At 61.4% G+C, this 21,563-nt stretch carries 9 protein-coding genes; 4 read left to right on the top strand and 5 right to left on the bottom strand.

Going from position 1 to position 21,563, the window contains the following annotated elements; translation table 11 throughout:
* Nucleotides 1-10: 10 nt before the first annotated feature.
* The 4 genes from JOE32_RS22695 to JOE32_RS22680 all read left to right on the top strand — a co-directional run bounded on the left by JOE32_RS22695 (nucleotide 11) and on the right by JOE32_RS22680 (nucleotide 15,989).
* Nucleotides 11-1,144, top strand: coding sequence for an OpgC domain-containing protein (locus JOE32_RS22695; RefSeq protein ID WP_209989190.1), 1,134 nt, complete (start codon nucleotides 11-13; stop codon nucleotides 1,142-1,144).
* Between the two features lie 62 nt (nucleotides 1,145-1,206).
* Entirely contained in the window at nucleotides 1,207-7,689 is a 6,483-nt protein-coding gene (locus JOE32_RS22690; RefSeq protein ID WP_209989187.1) for an NEL-type E3 ubiquitin ligase domain-containing protein, read from the top strand.
* A 73-nt stretch (nucleotides 7,690-7,762) separates the two neighbouring features.
* Nucleotides 7,763-10,843 carry a transglycosylase domain-containing protein gene (locus JOE32_RS22685; protein ID WP_209989181.1) on the top strand — a complete coding sequence of 1,027 codons (3,081 nt, stop codon included), beginning with the start codon at nucleotides 7,763-7,765 and terminating at the stop codon, nucleotides 10,841-10,843.
* Nucleotides 10,844-10,982: 139 nt separating this feature from the next.
* Complete coding sequence (locus JOE32_RS22680) at nucleotides 10,983-15,989, top strand: NEL-type E3 ubiquitin ligase domain-containing protein (RefSeq protein WP_209989178.1); 5,007 nt, start codon at nucleotides 10,983-10,985, stop codon at nucleotides 15,987-15,989.
* A gap of 700 nt (nucleotides 15,990-16,689) precedes the next feature.
* Here the strand turns inward: JOE32_RS22680 and JOE32_RS22675 are convergent.
* From JOE32_RS22675 to JOE32_RS22655, 5 genes are read right to left on the bottom strand one after another with little or no spacing between them, the layout of a single operon-like run.
* The gene (locus JOE32_RS22675) at nucleotides 16,690-16,926 is read right to left on the bottom strand and encodes a DUF2875 family protein (RefSeq protein ID WP_245229097.1); all 237 of its coding nucleotides are present in this window, start codon (nucleotides 16,924-16,926) and stop codon (nucleotides 16,690-16,692) included.
* Between the two features lie 53 nt (nucleotides 16,927-16,979).
* Nucleotides 16,980-17,249, bottom strand: a complete 270-nt coding sequence (locus JOE32_RS22670; protein ID WP_209989176.1) for a PAAR domain-containing protein — start codon at nucleotides 17,247-17,249, stop codon at nucleotides 16,980-16,982.
* Nucleotides 17,246-18,931 (bottom strand): DUF2875 family protein, encoded by a 1,686-nt coding sequence (locus JOE32_RS22665; RefSeq protein ID WP_209989173.1) that lies wholly within the window; start codon nucleotides 18,929-18,931, stop codon nucleotides 17,246-17,248. The genes JOE32_RS22670 and JOE32_RS22665 overlap by 4 nt, the downstream gene beginning before the upstream one ends.
* On the bottom strand, nucleotides 18,928-20,943 hold the full coding sequence (locus JOE32_RS22660) for a DUF3274 domain-containing protein (protein WP_209989170.1): 2,016 nt from the start codon (nucleotides 20,941-20,943) through the stop codon (nucleotides 18,928-18,930). Before JOE32_RS22660 ends, JOE32_RS22665 begins: the two co-directional genes overlap by 4 nt.
* Nucleotides 20,940-21,344, bottom strand: a complete 405-nt coding sequence (locus JOE32_RS22655) for a contractile injection system protein, VgrG/Pvc8 family (protein WP_209989166.1) — start codon at nucleotides 21,342-21,344, stop codon at nucleotides 20,940-20,942. Before JOE32_RS22655 ends, JOE32_RS22660 begins: the two co-directional genes overlap by 4 nt.
* Between the last annotated feature and the right edge of the window lie 219 nt (nucleotides 21,345-21,563).

The following is a 21,563-nucleotide window of genomic DNA, read 5'->3' as shown; positions in this document are numbered from 1 at the left end:
GCCCGCTGCCATGCTGAACGGACGCGACCCGCGCATCGATTTCTTTCGGGGCCTGGCGTTGATCTTCATTTTCTGGGATCACGTCCCCCACAATCCCCTCGGTCAAATCACCTTGCGCAACTTCGGCTTCAGCGACGCCGCCGAAGTGTTTGTGTTTCTGGCCGGTTACGCCTCGGTGCTGGCGTACGGCAAGGTGCTGCAGCGCGAGGGGTACTGGATCGCCGCGTTGAAAATCCTGCGGCGCACCTGGGTGCTGTACGTGGTGCATATCTTTTTGCTGGCGATGCTGATGGGCATCGTGTTTTTTGCCAACAGCCATGTGGAAACCCGCGACCTCGTGGCGGAGATGGGCCTGACGCATTTCGTCACCCACCCGCAACAGGCGCTCACCGATGAATTGCTGCTGCGCTTCAAGCCCAACCTGATGGACCCGTTGCCGCTGTACATCGTGCTGCTGGCCGGGCTGGCGGTGGCGTTGCCCCTGATGATGCGCATGACCTGGGCGGTGATGGCAGTGTCGGCCACGGTGTACCTGATGGCGCCCTGGATGGGCTGGAACCTGCGGGCGATTGCCGACGGCGTGTGGTACTTCAACCCGGTGACCTGGCAGCTGTTGTTCGTGTTGGGCGGTGCAGCGGCGATTCACGCCAGCCGACCGCGTCCGGTGCACACACGACCGCTTGCCAGGCAACCGCTGTTCGTACTGGCGGCGCTTTACACGCTGATCGCCGGCGTGATCACGCTGGCCTGGCGCTGGCCCGAGATCCACGATGCGTGGATGCCAAGCGCCCTGAGCGACCTGTTGTACCCGATCAGCAAGACCGACCTTTCACCCGTGCGCCTGCTGCATTTCCTCGCGCTTGCCTACGTCACCGCCAAGCTGCTGCCGGGACGTGGCTGGACGCAAAACTGGCTGGCCCGGCAAACGTGCCGCATGGGCCGTTATTCGCTGGAGGTGTTCTGCCTCGGCGTGCTGCTGGCGCCGTTGGCCGACATGGTCAACGCGCTGACCGGAGATACCGCGACCCTGCAAATTGGCACCGCGTTGGCGGGGGTCGCGCTGATGGCGGCACTGGCCGCATGGCTGGAATTCAATAAACGCCTGAATCAACCGGAGCAAGGTCGCGAACCGCTAAATACATAGCCCCGGCAACCAAAAACGACGTGCTCCCATTAGCCTTCAACTCAATGCGAAGGCGAGCACACGTGACCACCTACAACCTCCTCAACGACCTGTCCGGCAATCTGCAATCGAGCACAGAATGGGGCCAGCAACAGGCGCTGGAACTGATCCAGCGCAACGTGGTACAGGCCATGCACACGCTGAGCGCACAAGAGCAGGCCGACTACCTCACATTGCTGCGCGAAGCACAACAGGCGCTTGCCGACCTCGAAGCCAAGAAGGCCGCGCTGATTTCGGCCTTCAAGACCGAAGGCATGACGCAGTTGCGCGCCAGACTCGATGGCCGCGATCCCGAGCAACTGCACTTCGAAACCGACTACCTGCAAAAACGCGAGCAACCCTTCCCCCTGGACCCGCCGGTGCGTGTACCGGAATCGCGGCCGCGCCGCGCCTATGACGAATGGCGCCATACACTGCACACCAAACGTGTCACGTTGTGGGAAGCCGCCTGCCTGAACTTCGGCTTCACCCATTCCGTCATACAGGACTCAGGCTATAGCCTGGTGGAGTCGAGCAGAATTATCGGCCCCGGTAAGCCGCTCGACGCCCTGGCATTCATCAACATTGCCCGCGAACTGAACCTCGGGGGCCAGTTGCAAGTGCGCCTGCAGACGGCCCTGGCCGTCAATGGCAATCTGCGCAGTCTGTTCGTTAGCGCGACCCGGGCCATGTTGCGCTTCGAGCTGCTGGAATCATGGCGTACCCGGGCCGCCACCGGCCTTGCGCAATCAATGTACGACACCCTGCGCAACGCCCTCGAACCGGACGGCCCGCCGCTGGATTTCGACACTCTGAACCTCAACGGCGCGCCCACCCCCATCGTGGCCGTGCCCTTCGTACCCTGGGAAACCTCGATCCCGTTGCCACTGCTGGTGATCCGCGTCGCCAGCCTCGGGGTGGTGTCATATTTCCCCCTGCGCCCCGGTGGCGCGTTCCGTTATCACGCGGATGCCAAGGGCGCGAACAGCAGCCTTCGCCAGCAACTCAAGACCAGTCATCAGCAACAGGACCTGGGCTGGTTTTCCCGGCAGTTGCCCCTGATCGGTATGTCGGTGTTCAAGCCACTGCTGACCCAGGAGCCGCGCCCCGAGGGCATGAGCTGGCTGGCCTCAAAGCTGTATGACGGGTTCCACGAGGTCTTCCCGGAACGTACGCTGGACAGCGTGCGCTTCTCCGCCGACGCCAAGACCGGGCGCACATTGTCACTGGTGAACACATTGGTCGGGCGGCATATCCAGCGCTATCAGACCGACCTGTCCAGCCTCGCCACCACCCGCTCGGAAGCCGACTGGAAGGCGCTCAAGGATGGCGTCGCAGCGGTCGCCGGGGAGATCCTGCAACTATTGCTGACCCCCATGCCCGGCGGTGTCACCGGGATGAACCGGATCATGCAACTGGCGGTGATGGGCAGCATGACCTACAGCCTTGGCCAGGGCCTGGATGCGGCGGTCAAAGGCGAAGCCGGCAGCTTCGCCTCGGCGCTGTCGGATGTCGCCGATCTGGCCATCAGCGGCCGATTGATCGGCGTGGCCGGACGCGCCCATCGACGGCGGATGCTCAACTACCTCGACAGCCTGGGCAACCCGCGCAAGGTCACGCGCGCCGACGGGGTCGATGAGTTGTGGCGGCCCCACGCCCAGCCCTATGCCCATGCGTCGCAGCACCTGCTCGACGGCCGCGAAGCGGACGCGCTGGGCCTTTATCACGTGCAAGACCGCACCTATGCCAAGCTGCACCATGCCGACCAGACCCGGGTGGTCGAGGTCAGCCACGACGCAAACACCATGCGCTATGTGCTCAGGCACACCAACGGCGGCCTATACACGCCGCCGATCATTTTCGAGCCGGCCTTGCAGGCGTGGGTCTTCGACCTGAATAACACCCACACCCTCTCCGACCCCCAACTGCTGCAACGCATGCTGCCCAATGGCTCGGACATCATTGCGGTTGCCGATCTGGAACTGATGCTGCGCAGCACAGCCACCACCCGCACGACCCTGGACGCCGTGTGGAGTGCGCAGCCTGCCCCGCTCAACCTGATCGAAGGGGTGCGGCGCATGCAGGCCGACCAGGCGATTCGGCAGATCGCCGAGCGATTCAATGAACCGGGCTACCTGCCACCCCACGCCGACGGCCTGGTGTTCAGCCTGTTGACACAATTACCCAACTGGCCGGCCGACACCCTGCTCAGCGTGCGCGACGAACAAGGCAGGGTGATGGAAACCTACAGCCCGTCGGCCAAGCTCTCCGCCAAACCGCACAGCGTAAATCTCACCCGGCAGGAAGACGGCCGCTACGCCGATGTCGACAACCAGCGTCTGCCGCCCGGTACGCTTGACCCGCTGCTGCGCCTGATCATACGGCAACAGCCCGCCACCTCGACCCTGGGCAAGGACGCTGTGATTACCCATACCGAAGGCCAGCGTATCCAGGCCGTGCGCCAGCAGGTGGCGACGTTGGCCGGCCACGAACGCACGACCCTGTTCAGCACCGTGGTCAACTACGACGGTTACGAAAAAACCGACCTGGTCCCCCCCGCCGAGGCCCGCCGCTTCTTGCCGCTCAAGGCCTCGCCACGGCTGGTGGCGCCTGCCCCCTTGCTGAAAAAACTGCGCGACCTCAACCGCCCGCTCGCTCCCACAACCCTTGAGCGCCTGCTGGAACAGCAACCCCTCACGGCCCGTCAGCAAACCGCCTACTTGCAACACGGCACCCTGCCGGTCGAGTTGCGCGACCTGATAGACCAACAGCGCACCGTGCTGCGCATCGACGCGGTGATTGACGGCCTGTACCACCCACGCGACTACGCCGAAGACACTGACCAGTGGGCGAGGGAATTTGCCGCGGCGCTGATTCGCAACACTCTCAAACGCCCATTCGTCATTACCGAAGCAGGGGGCCAAACCCCCTATATCTCCACCGGGCCCGACGACCTGACCGTCGAATTGCGTCACTACGGCGCCGGCGACTACCGGGCCTACGACATGCGCAACGGCGGCGAGATTCCGGTGGCGCCCGTCGTCGACAGTTTCTACCTGTCCATCGGCTCGGTGCTGCAACCCCATGAACGCCAACTGCTGGGGATGACCAGTGCTAGCGATGCCAAGGGTTTGCGCAAGACACTGGGCGACTACATGGGCGCCCAGCGCAGCCCCGACAGATTCGTCAGCCTGGTCGACCGCTCGTTGGTGCAATACGAACAACAACCGAAGCTGCCGCCGGACATGAAGCCCGCGACCAACGGCGTCTTCGAGTTCAACACCCGGGTCTACCTGCCCTTGCTGGGCGCGCTGTATCAGATCATGTTCGATAAAAACCTGTTCAAGTGGCGCCTGGTCCATCCGAAAAAATCCGGTGTCAACACCCCCACCCTCGAGCAGAACGGCGAGGGTGCCTGGCGCCTGTCGAGCGACAACCCCATGACCTGGGACGACCACAGCCTGCTCTATCGCCTGGGCAATCAGCAGTACTTATTCACCCAGGAAATCGCCGGCAAAATCATGGCGTTGACCGACACGTCCCCCGAAGCCCTGCGTCAGGTTCACTGCACCGCAAAGCCCGCGCCCCCACTACTGGCCGACACCTGCAAACGCTTCAAGATCGATCACGAAATCCAACTGTTCATCGAAGCAATGCGCACCGACCCGACCGCCGCGCCTGCGCGCCCCGAGCTGCAATTACTGGTGCTGACCGCGATCAAAGGCTGGCCGGCCGACCATGTGCTTCAAATTGTCGACAACGAGCAGCGCGTGCTCAAACAATACCCGGACAGCAATCTGCCAAACGTCCAGGCCGTCAAGGTGACGGATCAGGCTTACAACAGCGGCAAGCTGCTTCCAACCGTGCTCGAGCACGACAAAGTGTGCGAAGGCCTGCTGGGCGAAACGCCCACTTCCGACGACGAACGTCTGTTCAAGCTGGTGGAAAAAATCCTCTCGTTCACCGAGCAGGAACGCGCAAAACTGCTCAATTCAATCTATGCACGCAGCGAACGCGATGGCTCCGAGCAAGTGCAGCGCCTCAAGGCCAAGTACCCGAGCCTGCCTGCCAGCACCGCCAAGGTCATCCTGGGTCACGCGACGTCTCGGGAACTCAAGCAACTGCATGAAAAAAACCAGGTGGGCCTGCGGCTCTCGGAACAGGCTCGCCTGTCGAGCCACGACCTGCGGTTGAACCGGGCCTTCGAAGGCCTCTACCTGCCCTCCTGCGCCAACGCGGACAGCGACAAAATCGCCTTGAACCTGCTCAAATCCCTGCCGGACTGGCCAAAAAACCTGCGTGTCGATATTCATCAAGACACCTACCAGGGGCCATTGCTGGAAAGCGCGGGGCACCTGGACGGTACATCGCGCCGTCGGCTGGCCCGCAGCAACCGTGCGTATCAAGCCTATGACGCTCAAGGTGGCACGCTGGGCAGTGCGTCGAACTCACTGCTGGAGGCGTTGGCACATCTTCTGTCTGACAGCGAAAAGGCGTCCCTGGGCATCACCGAGCAGGGTGACGTGTCAGTCTGGCGCGAGCAGATCGTCGCCCTGGCCCTCGGCCGCCGCATTGAAATCAAAGGCTGGCTGGACCTGCCCCACCTGCAGCCCTGGATGCAGCCACCCCTGCACGTCGACCGCTCGTTTCTGGCGTACCCGATATGGGGATTGCGCTGGCTTTCCGGCGGTAATGGCGCACCCGACCTGATCTCCAGGGCCCGCGAGCTGTACCCCAGCCTGAGCAGGCGCGAAGCCCGGGCCGTTATCCACTCGATGAACCTGAGCGAACCCGCCGCGCTGATCGAACTGGACAGGCGCAAGGCCGAATACGACGCCATGGACACCGAATTGAGGCGCTGGGCGCAAGCCCCTCAATCGGACAATGGCCCCAACGACCTTCTCGAACTGCAAAGGGAAAACCGCCTGTTCACGGCCGAACTGCTTCGCCAGGCCTGGCGGCGCGATGGCCGGCATACCTACGTGCACGACCTGTTCTTAATACCCTCGCTGGAGCTGCGGATAGACCATGGTGGGCTGCCTCCCGCCTTGTTCCTGGCAGGGTTGACCGGCTTCGCCCACATTGAGCACCTGGCACTCCTGGGCAGCGCGTTTCCCGACAGCGCCGACCTCTTTCTGCAAAAGTTTCCGGGGCTCAAATCACTGCACATCCGGTGCGGCATGACCGAACTGCCCACCGCCATCACCGACATGACTCAACTCATCTCACTGGACCTGTCCTACAACCAGTTGGTGCTGAACGAAGAATCGTCGGCACGCCTGGCCAACATGACCCGCCTGCGATACCTCGACTTGAGCCACAACAGGCTCGCCATTGCGCCCAACGTCAGCCGGCTCAGTGAGCTGCGAAAACTCAACCTGCGTAATACCCGGATTACCCAGTGGCCTTCCGGCACCTGGCAACTGACTCAGCTGTGGTCCCTGTTCCTGGAAGACAACCTGATCAGCAGCGTTCCCGAGCAGGTGTTCACGGGCCCGCGGTCAATGACCGAAGGCGAGACCTTCCTGCATGGCAACCCGCTGTCCGACACCGCCCGCCGGCGAATTCGCTACGCCGTGGCTCCCAGGCCCATCAACGTGGACGCGCCGCAGGCTACGCTGCACAACACGCCGGAGTCTGACGACATCAACCTGTGGCTCACCGGCGTCCCCGCCACCGACATAACCGAACGCAGCTGGTTGTGGGAGCAGTTGCGCGCCAATGAAGAAGTACGCGCCGACGATGTGTTCCAGGTACTCCGGGACCTGCCAGAGACGTTCGCCTACAAGGCCTCGACCGACGCCAGGCAAGCGCTCACCACTCGGGTCTGGACCTTGCTGCAGGCCATGGGCGATTCCACCGAATTGCGCAACAACGTGTGCCTGAACACCTATGGGGCCGGGACGTGCGGTGACAGTGCACTGCTGGCCTTTACCAATATGGAACTGGAACATCGGATCCACCAGTCCAAGTCACTGAGCCGCACCTACGAAAGCGACCGGGCGTTGATCGCCTTGTCCACCGGGCGCTTCTACCTGAACCACCTGGACCATATTTCCGACAAGTTCATTCATGCCCGAGAACTGGCTGGCCAAGAGGTTGACCCGGCTGAGGTCACGATTTTTTTCCGCGCGCGCCTGGCCAAGGAGTTCAACCTGCCCTTTTACCCACTGGAGTTGCTGTACACCGTTGAAAGCTACGTGACCCCCGCAGTGCTTGAAGACGCACGCACTCAACTGCAACGTCTGGGCAAAAGCCCGGCCTTGCAGGAATGGCTGCTGATGGAAGCGTTCTGGATAGAGTACTTGACCAAGAGTCACCCGGAGCCCTTTGCTACCGTGAAAGAGACCATCGAATACAAAGTGCAGTTATTGGAAAAACAACTGCCATCTAAGCAGTCGGACGAATACCTGGAGCGACGTCAGTCACTGGTTGACCTGGAGAACGACGAACACAACCGCCTGGTGCGCCAGCTCACCTTGGCCACACAGGCCGCATTGCGACGTGTGAGCCAAGCGTCCGAGTAATTTTTCACACAGCGCCGCCAGCGACTACGCTTCATTCAGGTCCAATCAATCGGCGTGAAGGGATCAATCGACTATGGGCGCTTTATGGCAAACCGATTCGAACAAAGCTGCGGTAGACACCGACAGCGCGGATCAGCCGCCCTTGCCACAAGGCCCCCGCTCGCGAGCGCAATGGTGGCGGCTGATGTGGCTGGTGGTGGTGATCGCGCTGGTGGCGATGGGGTGGTCCGCGAGCAACGAAATGCGCACCTCGCGCTTGCAAGCCGAGCACTTGAGCCCGTTTGCCGCGTCGCTGGATTACCGCGTGGAGCCCGGTGCCAGCGACGCGATCATCTACCCCGGCGCCGGCCCTTTCGATCAGCGCCTGGGCTACAGCGCGCTCGATGAATTCCTGCCACGCCTGCTCAAGCGCAACTACCTGATCGCGGCGCAGGCGCGCTTCTCCCCGGCCTTGATGGCTTACGCCCAGCGCGGGCTGTACGTGCCCTACGCCGAAAAAGTCCAGGCCGGTCTGAGCCTCACCGATTGCCACGCTGAGCCGCTGTACAGTTTTACTTACCCGCAACAGCTGTATGCCAGCTTCGCCGCGATCCCCCCGCAGGTCGTGCAAAGCCTTTTGTTTATCGAAGACCGCGACTTGCTCGATCCCCAACACCCCACGGCCAACCCGGCCGTGGACTGGCCGCGCTTCGCCAGGGCTGCCGGGTCGCAGATGGCCCGGCTCCTGCATCTGCCTGGGCAAACGGCCGGCGGCAGCACCCTCGCCACCCAGTTGGAAAAGTACCGCCATTCGCCCGACGGCCTGACCCTGTCGGGCGGCGAGAAAATCCGCCAGATGATTTCCGCCAGCGTCAGGGCCTATCAACCGGGGCCGGACACCCTGGCCAGCCGTCAGAACATCGTGCGCGACTACCTCAACACCGTGCCGCTCTCGGCTGTGCCGGGGCACGGCGAAGTGCATGGCATGGCCGAAGGTTTGCGGGTGTGGTTCGGCGCCGACTTCAATCAGGTCAATGCGCTGCTGGCTGACGATGCACCGCAGGACCTCGCGCCAAAAGGCCTGGCCCTGCGCCAGGTGCTGTCGCTGATGATCGCCCAGCGGCGGCCCTCGCACTATCTGAACAAGGGCCGTGACGAACTGGCGCAATTGACCGACAGCCATATCCGCCTGTTGGCCCAAAGCAAGGTGATCGACCCGGCGCTGGCCGCGGCCGCACTCGCCAGGCATGTCACCTACCGCGACTGGCAACAGCAGCCGACGCTGCAGCCGGTGGACACCAACAAGGCCATCACCGTCGCGCGCAGCCGCCTCGCCAGCCTGCTCGACCGCCCGCTGTATGACCTGGACCGCCTCGACCTGGCCGCCAGCAGCACCCTGCAATACGACCTGCAAACCCAGGCCACCGACTACCTCAAGCGCCTGGCCGATCCGACCTTCGCCGGGCAGATCGGCCTGCTCGGCCCGCGCCTGCTCACCGCGCAAAGCACGCCCCAGGTGCGTTACAGCTTTACCTTGTTCGAACTGACCCCAGGCGGTGCGCGCGTGCGGGTGCAAACGGACAACACCGACCAGCCGTTCGACATCAATCAGAGCAGCAAACTGGAACTGGGCTCTACCGCCAAACTGCGGGTGCTGACCACCTACCTGCAGATCATCAGCGAGTTGCACGGGCGCTACGCCGCGCAACCCGCCGAGGCGCTGAAAAAAATAGCGGTGACCGAACAGGATGCGTTGTCGCGCTGGGCCCTGGATTACCTGATACGCAACCCCGAGCGCAGGTTGTCGAAGATGCTCGACGCGGCCCTCGACCGCACCTATTCGGCCAATCCCGGCGAGGCGTTTTTTACCGGTGGCGGCCTGCACCGCTTTCACAACTTTCGCAACGAGGATAACGGCCGCAACCCGACCTTGCGCGATGCGTTGCGCGAGTCGATCAACCTGCCATTCATTCGCCTGATGCGTGATGTGGTGCGCTACGTCACCTACGCCAATGAGAGCACCAGCGTGCAATTGCTCAAGGACGACAGCGACCCGCGCCGCCAGGAATACCTGGCCAGATTCGCCGACCGTGAAGGCAGCGCGTTTCTGCTCAAGTTCTGGAAAAAATACCGCAACAAGGACACCCAGGCGCGGCTCGACACGTTCATCGACAGCCTGCACCCCACCGCTATCCGCCTGGCCGCCGTGCACCGTTACCTGCTGCCCCGGGCCAGTCAGGAGAACTTCAACAGCTTCGTGCGCGCGCACCTCAAAATCGCTGACACGCTCAGCGACCAACGCCTGGCCACGCTCTACCAGAGCTACGGTCCCGGCGCCTACGACCTGCCGGACCAGGGCTACATTGCCAAGGTGCATCCGCTGGACCTGTGGCTGCTCGGCTATCTGTTCAACCACCCCGAGGCGACCTTCACCGAGGTGATCAAGGCCAGCGAGTTCGAGCGCCAGGAAGTCTACAGCTGGCTGTTCAAGAGCCGTCACCAGAGCGCCCGCGACAGCCGTATTCGCACCATGCTGGAGATCGAAGCCTTCCTCGACATCCACCAGCGCTGGCAGGCCGTGGGCTACCCGTTCGATCACCTGGTGCCGTCGCTGGCCACCGCCATCGGCAGTTCCGGCGACCGCCCCGCCGCCCTCGCCGACCTGATGGGCATCATCCTCAACGACGGCGTGCGCCTGCCCGTGGTACGTATCGACCAACTGACCTTTGCCGCTGGCACCCCTTACGAAACACACCTGGTCAGCGACCCTGACCGCGCGCGGCGGGTACTGCCCAGTGAAGTCGCCACGGCGTTGCGCGGCGCGCTCTCGCAAGTGGTGGATGCTGGCACGGCCAAGCGCGTGGCCGGCAGTTTCAAACTGGCGGACGGCACGCCACTGTCGATGGGCGGCAAGACCGGCACCGGCGATAACCGCATCCAGGCCATGGGCGCCGGCGGGCGCCTGATCAGCTCAAAATCCGTCAATCGCACCGCGACCTTCGTGTTCTACATCGGCGAGCATCACTTCGGCACACTCACCGCGTTCGTGCCCGGCGCATCGGCCGAGCATTTCACCTTCACCTCAGCCTTGCCGGTGCAGGTACTCAAGGGCATGGCACCGATCCTCACACCGTACCTGCAACCCGGCGCGAACACGCTGTGTGTGGCGCGCTAAAAAAAGGGTGGCATCCCGGTAGTTTTCAGCGCTGAAATGTTGACCGTTAGGCACGCCTAACCGACTAATTTTTAAGCTTATTTCAGGCGTATCGAGTGAATAGACTCAGGTGCTCAACTGGTCTATTCAGGTTCACATCATGCCTACTGATTTATCCGCAGCCCCGTTCCAGGGCCGCCATGTCGAGCTGATCCAAAACGCACTGCCCGCGTGGATAAAAAACACTAATCCGGCCCGTATCCAAACCCTCCAGCGCGATGGCCTCGGAACGCCGGTGCCCTACCCCAGGGCCTCGCCTGCACAGCATCAAGCGCTCAAGACCGCCGTTGCCGAGCATTGGCAGGCCCAGACGGCGCTGGATAAACGCCTCGGCCCGCTGAACGACCTGCGCGCCTTTGCCGAGTCGTTGCTCAAGGGCGCGTTGCTGCCCCACTACGGCGAAGTGGATGTGCGCAACACCTCGCTGCGCGTCTATGTGGACGCGCCTGTGGCCTGGTGGTCAATCAACCTCAAGGGCGGTGTACACAGCAAGACCCTGTCATTGCTGGACATGGCCCTGCATAACTTCGCCGCCGACGACCGCTTCGTCGACCATGCCTTCATGGGGCCGGAAGATGCCCGGGGCCAGCGCCAGATCCTCTCGATCCGGCATCAGAGCACCGCGCAAAAACTCACGGTCGATAACTTCAAGGCGATCTGCCGCGCGTTGGATATCGGCGCGAGTTACCAGGCCGAACTAAGGACTGTTCTGGGCTTCGATCAACCGGCAGTGGCCAGCGTGGTGCGCGCTGAAGTGGTCAGCCAGCTCAAGGCGGACCTGCGCAGCAGCGCGCACCTGGGCCTGCACAGCGATCATTTGCCGGCCGATACGCATCACGCGCTGCTGGGCTTTATCGACAACCCGGCCAACCTAACACTCGATGGCCAGCGTTTGCGCTGCTACTCGCTGAGCGTGGCCGGCAGCCCATTGGCCGGGGTCATGCTGTTCACCAGCAACCCGGAGCAGCGCCAAGCCCACGGGCGCGTCATCGCCTGGGTGCCCCAGGACCCCGAACACCCGCTCAAGCAATACGCCTCGCCCAAGGCCTTTGTCGAAACGCTGACGCGGCAGTTACGCAGCGGGCCCGACTACCCGGTATTTTTCAGCCAATTCGTGGCACATGCCGAGCGCGGTGCCTTCTTCGCGCAGGTGAAAGCAGGTAGCAACCTGAAGTTCAGCCTGCTGGACATCACCCAGGACACCGCCCACCGCGCGGACGACCCGAAGAAGGACAATCCCTGGCACTACCTGTACCGGGTCAAGCTGAACAAGATCGTCAATGACGCCCGCGAACTGGCGGTGTCTACTGCCTACGTCGACCGGCTGGCGCGCTGGGCGTGGTGGGACAACCTGGAGAAAATCCTCTCGGATGTGCTCAACGCGGCGCTGTTCGTGGCCACGCCCTTTGTGCCGGTGCTGGGCCAGATGATGCTGGTCTACAGCGTGTATCAACTCTGCGACGAGGCATTCGAAGGCCTGCTCGATTGGGCCCAGGGCCGGGGCGCGGAGGCTGCCGAACACCTGTTGGGGGTGGCGGAAAGCCTGGTGCAGTTCGCGGTGTTCGCCGGTGCCGGCAAGGTCGGCGAAGTGATCCGCCCGAAACTCTCGGCGTTTGTCGAGGGCATGCATCCGGTGCCATCGACCGGGGGCGAGCTCAAGCTGTGGAACCCGGACCTCGCACCCTACGCCCACCCCGCAGACAGCTCGACAGAGGGGCTGCGCGCCTTGCAGGACCGTCACTACAGGGTGCGCCACGACGCCGAGGCGAATGAGCATCGCATCGTGCACCCCACACGCCCGGACGCCTACCAGCCGCGCGTCGTGTTCAATGCCGACGGCGCCTTCGTGCATGAAGGCGAGCAGCCGCAACGCTGGGACAGCCAAACGCTGATGCGGCGCCTGGGGCCACGGGTCAAGGGCTTCAGCGACCAGCAACTGGAAGACCTGCGCATCGCCAGCGGCACCGATGAAGGCACCCTGCGCGGCCTGTACCGCTACAACGAACCGACGCCGCCGCTGTTGGCCGCCAGCCTGGAGCGTCTTGAAGCTCAGGTGTTTCCCGAGGCCGTCAGCCGTAAGGTGCGTGCCGGTGAACCACTGCCCAACGGGCCATCGTCGGACTGGTTCCCACAACTCATCACCGAACTGCCAGGTTGGCCCCGGGACAAGGCGCTCAGCGTGTACCTGGACGGCAACCCGTCCGGCGCCGCCCTGACCTTCGGCAATGCCGAAGCTACCGAGGCCGATACGCTGACGCTCAGCCAATCCCAGGCGCTGTCCGGCAACTTGCCGGATCGGGTACTGGCCTACCTCGATGAAGACGCAGTCGGCACCTTGCTCGCTGGCGACATTGCGCCACAGCATCAGGTGCAAGCCTTACGTGATCAACTCGCCGACCGGGTGCTACACAATGCTCCCGAGATCACCGACAAAATCTATCAAAGCTGGCAACTCACCGACGACCCGAGCCTTGTTACCTTGCGCGACCCCTTCGACTACCTGGATTCCAATACCGCGCGCACCCTGCTCGCCAGCGCCACCCCGCCCGAGCGCGAAGCACTCAGCCAGCAGCAATTGCCGCTGCGCCTGCGCAATCAGGCACGGGAACTGGCGTTTGCCAACGAATCGGCGCGGGCCTACCAAGGGTTTGACCAGCCCGCACCATTGCCACTGGCGTCCGAGCGCCTGGCGCTCAATGCCCTTAAGGTCCACAGCGACACGTTTGGCAAGATGCGCCTGGAAATTCGCGAGCAGTCGGCCACTGGCAAGGTGCTCTGTGCAGTCGGACCGCTGTCGGCCGAGACGCGCATATTGGTGCGCAATGCACGGGGTTATCTCTTCGTCGATCCCGCCAACCCGCAAGCCGCCACGCGCACCTCGCTGTACCGGGCGATCCTGCAGGCGCTGCCATCCGAGCAGCGCAATGCGCTGGGCTTTGAGCTGGGCGAAGGGCGCGCGCTCAAACAATGGATCAAGCAGCGTGTGGCCTCCCTGGCCGAGCGCCGTGTAGTCCTCGCCGAACCGCCGGTGCCCGTTGTCCAGACGCGCGAAACCGGTGAGTTACTCGGTGGTCCCGTGCTCAGTCGCTGCACCGGCGCAACCGCGCAAACCCGACTTGAGCACGCACGGCAGACCTTGCAATTGCTGTTCCCGAACATGACCGAGGAACGCGTGAGCCTGTTCCTGGAGGAGGTTCCGGAGTTTGACCTGAGCGACACGCTCAAAGCCCTTGAAGCAGAAAAGCAGTTGCTGCATGTCGAGCTGCAAAACTGGAAAGACACCTTCACGCTTAACATCGACAGCCTGAACGCGGACCTCAATATTCGTACGTCCAAGAAGCTGGTTGCGCAACTGCTCGAGCGCTGCTGGGCTGATCGGTTCGCCGACTACACCGACGGTTGGGGCCATGTGCAAAAAGGCGCCGTGCTGCGTTTCAACCACCTGCCCTTGCCGCCCAGGCTGCCCACCCTGAGTGCCAGTTTCGAACACGTCACGGTGTTGGAGGCCACCCACTGCGAATTCGGCGATGCCCACAGTGACTTCCTCAAACATCTGCCCTCGTTGCGTGGGCTCAACCTGGCGAACAACCGTCTTACGCGGGTGCCCAAGGCGTTGCGAAACATGCGTTTCCTGCGCGACCTGAAACTCTCTGGCAATCGCATGGCGCTAAACGACGACGAGCTCGCACAGTTGAAAACCATGAAGCACCTCAAAAGCCTGGACCTGAGCAACAACCCTTTGCAACAGGCACCGGACATCAGCAGGATGCCCGGACTGCGCATGCTGGCCCTCTCCAACACACAGGTGGACAACTGGCCCAGTGGGCTGTTTGCGCATCCGCGCGGCGATGAGTTCATCCTTGAACTGCACGGCACGCGCATCAACCACCTGCCCGAGGTTGCAGAGGGCTCGGCCCAGGCCAGGCTCGTGGCGCGCACACGCCTGGACCGGCGCACCCTCAACGAGGAGTCACGCGAGCGTTACGAAACCTACCGCAATGACGCAGGCCTTGACCCCAACCGCACCTATGAGCCGCGTGGTTCCAACGCGTTCTGGCTCGAAGGCATGGAGGCCTCCAAACGCAGCGAGTCGCAAGCCTTATGGACAGCATTGGAGCGCGAGCACGGCTCTCAGGGTTTTTTCGAAGTGATCGAGGCGTTGCAGCTCGAGCGTCAATTCGAAAACGACGGTGACCAGCGCCGCTACACCGCTAATCGCCCGCTGCTCACCCAACAGGTTTGGCGCGTGCTGCTGGCGGCCCATGAGGACAGCCCGTTACGTGAGCGACTGTTCAAGATGGCCAGCTTCCCCGGCTTGTGCCCGGATGCCGGGGCGCAGATTTTCAACGAGATGGGGGTCGAGGTGATGGTCAGCGAAATCTACCGTAACGCGCCCACCAGCGCCGAACTCGAAGCGCAACTGGTCACCCTGGCCAAAGGCAGCGCGCGCCTGAAGCACCTGACAAAGGTCGTTGGTCAGGACATCGCCTGGCGCTTGAAGCCAAAGGATCAGGGCGGCCTGGGCCAGCGATTCAGCTCGGATGTACGCGCCGGAGTGCCCGGCAAGATCGATGAAGTGGACGTTCACCTGGCGTATCAGACTTCACTGGCTGATCGCCTCGACCTGCCCTGGCTGAGTGATCACATGCTCTACCGGGTAACCGCCAATGTCAGCCCGGAACGGATCGAGCAGGCGTTTACCTCGGTGATGGCCCTGGGCGAAGGCGACGGCCTGGTCAATCAGATGCTGCTCGAACCCTGGTGGGAGCAGCACTTGCGTGATGCCTACGACAGCCAATGCAGCGACAACGAGCGCGAGTATGGCGAGCGCTTTCTGGCGCTCGATGACTTGCAGACCGAGCAGGCACAATGGGCCGGCGCCGACACCCTGGAGGCCTCCGAACGCGATCGCCTGCGCGAGCGCCTCAAAACCCTGGCCGACGCGGTGCAGGCCCCCGAAAGCGTGGTATTGACCGATGCCCCCATAAACGACGATCTGTACAACCGCTTGCTCAACGACCTGGGCTACAACCAACAGGAATGGATGCGCCGCCTGACCCGCGCCGCGTTGACTGCGGCTGCCGATCGTACCAATCGTTCGCAATAGCGCCCAATTGCAGCCGGCTTGTGGAGAGGGGTCAAGCCCTACGCAGCCCCCCTGTGGGAGCGGCGGTGCGACGATTCGACTTGCCCGCGAAGCGGTGGGTCTTCAACATCAATGTTTGCTGGGCCGACGCCATCGGGAGCAAGCCCCCTCCCACATTTTGTACAGCGTTCGCAAACCATTCCGGTCGGCTCTCAGGCCGCCGCGCTTTTGCTTTTGATCTGGAGCGCCCCGTCAAACACGCTGGCCGAACGCAGGTTTTGGAGCGTGGGTAACCCGGCAGGACGCCGGGTTAGCCGCGCAGGGCCAAGGATGGCCCATCGCGGCGGCCCACGCTCCAAAGCCTGCGTTCGGGCACACCGAGCCTAGGCGAGGTGCCGAGTGTTGGGGCAGGAGCGTTTTGCTTACTTTTGCGCTTTTCAAAAGTGAGCCGCCGTAAGGGCGGAACCCTAAGTCGCCGTTACCGCACAAATCGATATGTACACCGAAAAGTCGCACCGCTCGTTGCTTCGAGCATCACGCGGGCTTAACTGACGGCATTAGGGCAAGCCCGCTCGCCACAAGGGGGTGCGGGTTTGCTATAAGCATTGCGGCGAAGATCAAATGTAGGAGCGGTGATGCGACTTGCCCGCGAAGGCGAATTTTCGGTGTGCATGTCCGTTTCTGCGGTAACGGCTACCGGCGGTTCCGCCCCTACGGCGGATCACTTTTGGAACTGCCAAATTTCGGATTGGCCATCTTGATATATTCCAAGACCTACTCCACGTATTTCCAACGCATAGGTCCGCGCTCGAGTGGCCTGCTGTTCAGCGTCTCTGGCTTCCATCCTGTTTTGATAATCAGCAATTTCCGCTTTCTCACCAGCGATGGCATTGCCCCACCAGTGAATGCTGAAGATCAATAACAACGGGCCGACAATAGCGGCGATGCCCCAGGCCATTACGGGTTTCATATCGCGAAGAACCCTATTGGTTTCCAATATTCTGCTCGCATCTACACCACCCGCACATTCAGCGCATGGCTCGCCACGCCATGACAGCCGCAGGCCAGCCGATGCCCTTGCAGTACCACCGGTATTGCGTTCATGCGTCGATGGGGATGCCCCTCGATAAACGCAAACAGGCCCCCGTGTAACGGGCAGGAGGCTTTGTCACCTTTGACTGCCGGGGTTTTGCCGTTGAGCGTATGGGTGCCGGCCAGTTGGCACGACACCACGCTGCCGCCGCTGCTGGTGGGGTCGCCGAAGCAGATGGGATAGCTCATGTTTTGGGTGCCCCGCCTGTTGGGGAACCGAACTTGAAGGGGTCGGCGCCACGGTACTGTTGGTTCTTCGCCTTCTGCGCATCACTGGGTGGGCTGATCATTTGCACGGTCAGGCTGCCATCGCTGCCGGCGTAGACCACGGCGCTGGCGCCGCCGTCGAGGTAGCTGGCGATGGTGGCCAGGTTGATTTGCACCAGGGCGCCACTCACGCCCGTATTGCCCAGGCGCCGGCCGATGTCATAACCCTCCTCAACGTTGCCCACTTCCAGGCCATGGCCGTCGGTATTGAGGCTGTGCAAGGCGTTGGTCAGGGCGATTTCTGCTTCGAGGTTGTCGGTGGTGTCGTAGAACACGCGCACCGGTTTTTGTCCGTCAGGCAGGGTGTCCAGAGCTTTGAGCCAGCCAGCTTGCAGGGCTTTGACTTGCAGGGCAGGTTTGAGGCGTTTGCCGCTTTCGTCCTGCAGAGGGACCTTGATGGGACGGTGCAGGTAGCCCAGCATTGGCGCGGTATCGAATTCCTTGAGCTGATGGTCGGCCCAACGGATGGGCAGCCAAGGGGAAGGCTCGAAATAACCGGGGCCGCGGTTGCTGATGGTTTTCCAGAAGGTGGGGAGCTGGGACTGCCAGTAGGCGGTGGACATGGTGCCAGGGGCCAAGGGGTCCTTGGCGCCTTTGGCGCGTTCCGCGTTCTCGTATATGTCGATGAACTTGGGCGATTGCTTCCAGTAAAAGTCCCAGAGCTTGCCCATGTCGGTATTTTTATTTTGATTGTCCTCAGGCTCGTGAGTGGCGAATGGGCGTATGTAACGGTCCACGCGATCCGAGCGAGTGACAAGAAGTCCGGTCATGCTTTCGTAGATGGTGGGTACGACTTGGGCGCTTTGCAGTCCGGGAGTTCCCGCTACACGTAAGCCGTTTCGAGTCACGTCGCCGTCTTCACTGACCATCAACGCTTGTGGGACTTTAGGGTTGTCATCAAAGAACTTGAACAGTCGCTCGACCATGCCCTGCGCGTGAGTTGTATTCTCGGCGTCTTGCCACAGGAAAAGTGTGACGCCCAAGGTGGCCGCATTGCGACCGTTGAGGATGCTGTCCGCTGCGCCTGTGTCTGAGGGTTGTTTGGGTGGGCCTATGGAGAACGCTGGGATGGGCCAGTAGGCTACCGATTCGCTTGCTGAATGTTTGAAAGCAATACGTATTTTGATATCTCTACTGATCTCTCGTGCGTCTAGGGAGTCTGTGTAGTCCTTAGGATTTTGAGAGTAAATGGAGACGAAATTATTCCTCTTCTTTTCGATGAACTGCCAAATTTCGGATTGGCCATCTTGATATATTCCAAGACCTACTCCACGTATTTCCAACGCATAGGTCCGCGCTCGAGTGGCCCGCTGTTCAGCGTCTCTGGCTTCCATCCTGTTTTGATAAGCAGCAATTTCCGCTTTCTCACCAGCAATGGCATTGCCCCACCAGTGAATGCTGAATATCAATAACAGCGGGCCGACAATCGCGGCAATACCCCAGGCCATTACGGGTTTCATATCGCGAAGTGCCATGTTGAGTTCCTGTGCTTTGATTTGAACAATCCAGATAAACCCAACCCAAACCACGAGCAGCACGCAAGCGATCCAGAGATAAGGCTTTAGGTTGGGTAAAGTTCGAGTGGACTGCTGTTGATCCTTCATTGGCCAGCTCCTTTTTTTGCAGAGCCAACTACCAGAGAAGGTGGCGTTAGTGATACCAGGTCGGTAGAAGGGAAAATTCCATCTTGGTAATAACGAAGACTGGCCTTAACCGATGTTTGAGCCTCCTCACTCAATCGCGCCCACCCAGGCAGCTTGCTGATTATCGCAAATTGTTTTTTGTCTATCCTCCAATCCGCAATCGCCACCAACACCTCCCGCATAACCGGATCGTCAAGGCAATGAGCCTGACCCACCGCAATATCCATCGCTGTCACCCAGCGCTGATTTTCGGGGCTGCGTAAAATCGCAGAGTGATAACTGTTGGGCTCCAATTCAGGTTTATCCCTCAGTCGGGCACGAATCTCGTTTGCGGTCTCTTCCCTGAGGAGGATGTATAGCGACCCGTCCATGCGCGCGTTCGGGATTTTAACTTGACTCATGCGCGCGTGATCGCCGGTCTCCTTTCCCTCGTTCCATCGGCTGGCTTCCTGCTCCAGATCGAACGCTGTCGTACGTTCATCGATCTTTAGCCGATTGAATTGTGCATGGGGGTTGCCCAGCGCGGACTCGATAGCGACATCGTCCGGTTTGTCCAGGCCTGCCGTGTTGCGGGTTCCAGGTACGGCCTCACCACCGAACATTTGCGGTATGTGCAGGGGGTTTAGAGGTTCGCCATTGATCAGGCGCTCTTCGCGCTCCGCAGTGCCCGTTCGCGAGATAACCCCAACGAACTGGTCGTCCCCTGAGTAACGGGGTTCGCCCCCTGCGCGGAGAAAGTCTGGTTGAGGGGCTTTCCCTATCGTGAACGGTTCACCGTCGCGTTCACGTTTTGTCCACATTCGTTGATAAAAACGTAAAAACTGCAGGGCCATCATGGCGGGCCGACCGAAATCCGGCACAACGTCTGGTACGCCAAAAGTACCGATACCCTTCACCGTGTCGAGGGCGACCGTGGTGTCATCGGGGCAGAAGTACAGATAGACCTTGCCGCGATTGTCCCGCTCGGGAAAAACCGTGAGGTTGCCGACTTTGTTTTTGCGGGTGCCCTGGGTCGGTGACCATTTGGGGCCCGTGCGACCGCCATAGGTTTTAGTCTCTCGCAGGGCAGACAGTGGTGGCTGCGCGTGAGGCGTTCCGGTAATGGCAGTGACGATGCCGATCAGCGTGGCGAGGGTGTCATGGCCTTTGGGGGTGGCGCCGGGCATCAGGCTGTACGGCGAGTCCACCATGATGACGGTGTCGGCGCATCGCTGGGCTTTATCGATCAACAAGGCTTGGGCCAGCAGGGTGATCAAGGTGCCTTGACTGTGACCCATGATGGTGATGGTTTCATCGGGCGAGACGCGTCGAATTTCGCTGATCAGCATGGCCAACCGGGTTGCTGCGAGTACGTAATAACGCCGATGAGGCCCCCGGCCCATGTACTGAGTTTTTTTCAGGGTGAGTTGGGCACCATGGCGCATCCAATTGTTGAACCCTTCCCTGTACATTTCCAGCAAGTTATTGGTGGCGTTGGCGAAGAAACCGCCACCCTTGGCGAAGTGTCGGTCCAGACGGTTTTCGAACGCGTCCTGGTATTGATCGCGCAGCTTGGTGGGGTCGTTGTTTTTATCCCGCTTTATCTCGCCTGGCTCGGCGCGGTAGCCCCAGTAGAACGGGATCATCAGGCTGCGGATTTTTGGGTCGGTAGTATCACGCCGATATAGATAGGTGTCTGGGTCGTCGAGGATGGTTTTCTGGTCAGTGCTCAGTTCTTCAGGCGGCGCATCTTTAGCCGCGCCGTATACAGCCCCATACCTTCCCGCCTTCAAATCCGGCCGATCCAACCGCTCATTCACCCCCTGACACAACCCCGTCTCCACTGACTCATAAGACGCCCCCGGGTCATTCACCCCATGCAGAAAAATCACCACCCCTGGCAGGTCGGCGGGGACTTCCATTTTGCGGTCGGTGCTGAAGTTGGGTATCAGCCGGGTCACGCTTTCTGCCACGGTGTATTGATCACCACTCATTGGCTGCCTCCTTTCGGGTCGCGTTTCGCGGCGATTCGCGCCTGGTGCATGGCCTCGCGTTCGACGCGCTCGGTCAGGCCGCTGGCGTCGGTGAGGCCTTGCACGGTGCTGCCGTCTTCCAGCTTTATCTGGTAGGCGTGGTCGACTGCCATTCTGTGGCCATGGATATAGCGCACGCCGCCGTCGGCCAGTTCGATTTCGAGGTGGGCGGGTTGGCCGATCAGGGATTTGAGTTCGCGCCGGACGTCCTGACAGATCAGCGACAGCTCAAAGCTGAACAGCGTGGAGAGTGCTTCACTCCCGCTGAAGTGCTCCAGCAGCAGTGTCTGCTCCTCGTTGACGGCGGTGATGAGCTTGATCAGGCGTCGGTTTTGAGTTGCGAAAACTTGGGTCAGATTCATCAGTGTTGTAACTTCCTGTAAAACGGCAAATGCTCATTTTTCGACCTCCATGTCTAAGTGGCGGAAACTCTAACCGCCGATGCGCTGTGCAAACAAATGGAAACGCTGATGAGTGGTGGTAGACAAGGAGAAAAATTGTATCACCGTGTAGCCCGCTATTTGCTTTTGCCTGAACGGCATTAGGGCTTGCCCCGCGTTGGGGTGCGAAGCGCCCCCAAT

This window comes from Pseudomonas sp. PvP025 (assembly GCF_017832155.1).
In the GTDB taxonomy this organism is placed as follows: Bacteria; Pseudomonadota; Gammaproteobacteria; order Pseudomonadales; family Pseudomonadaceae; genus Aquipseudomonas.
The sequence above is the reverse complement of the archived record's forward strand: the minus strand, read 5'-3'. Positions and strand labels throughout refer to the sequence as shown.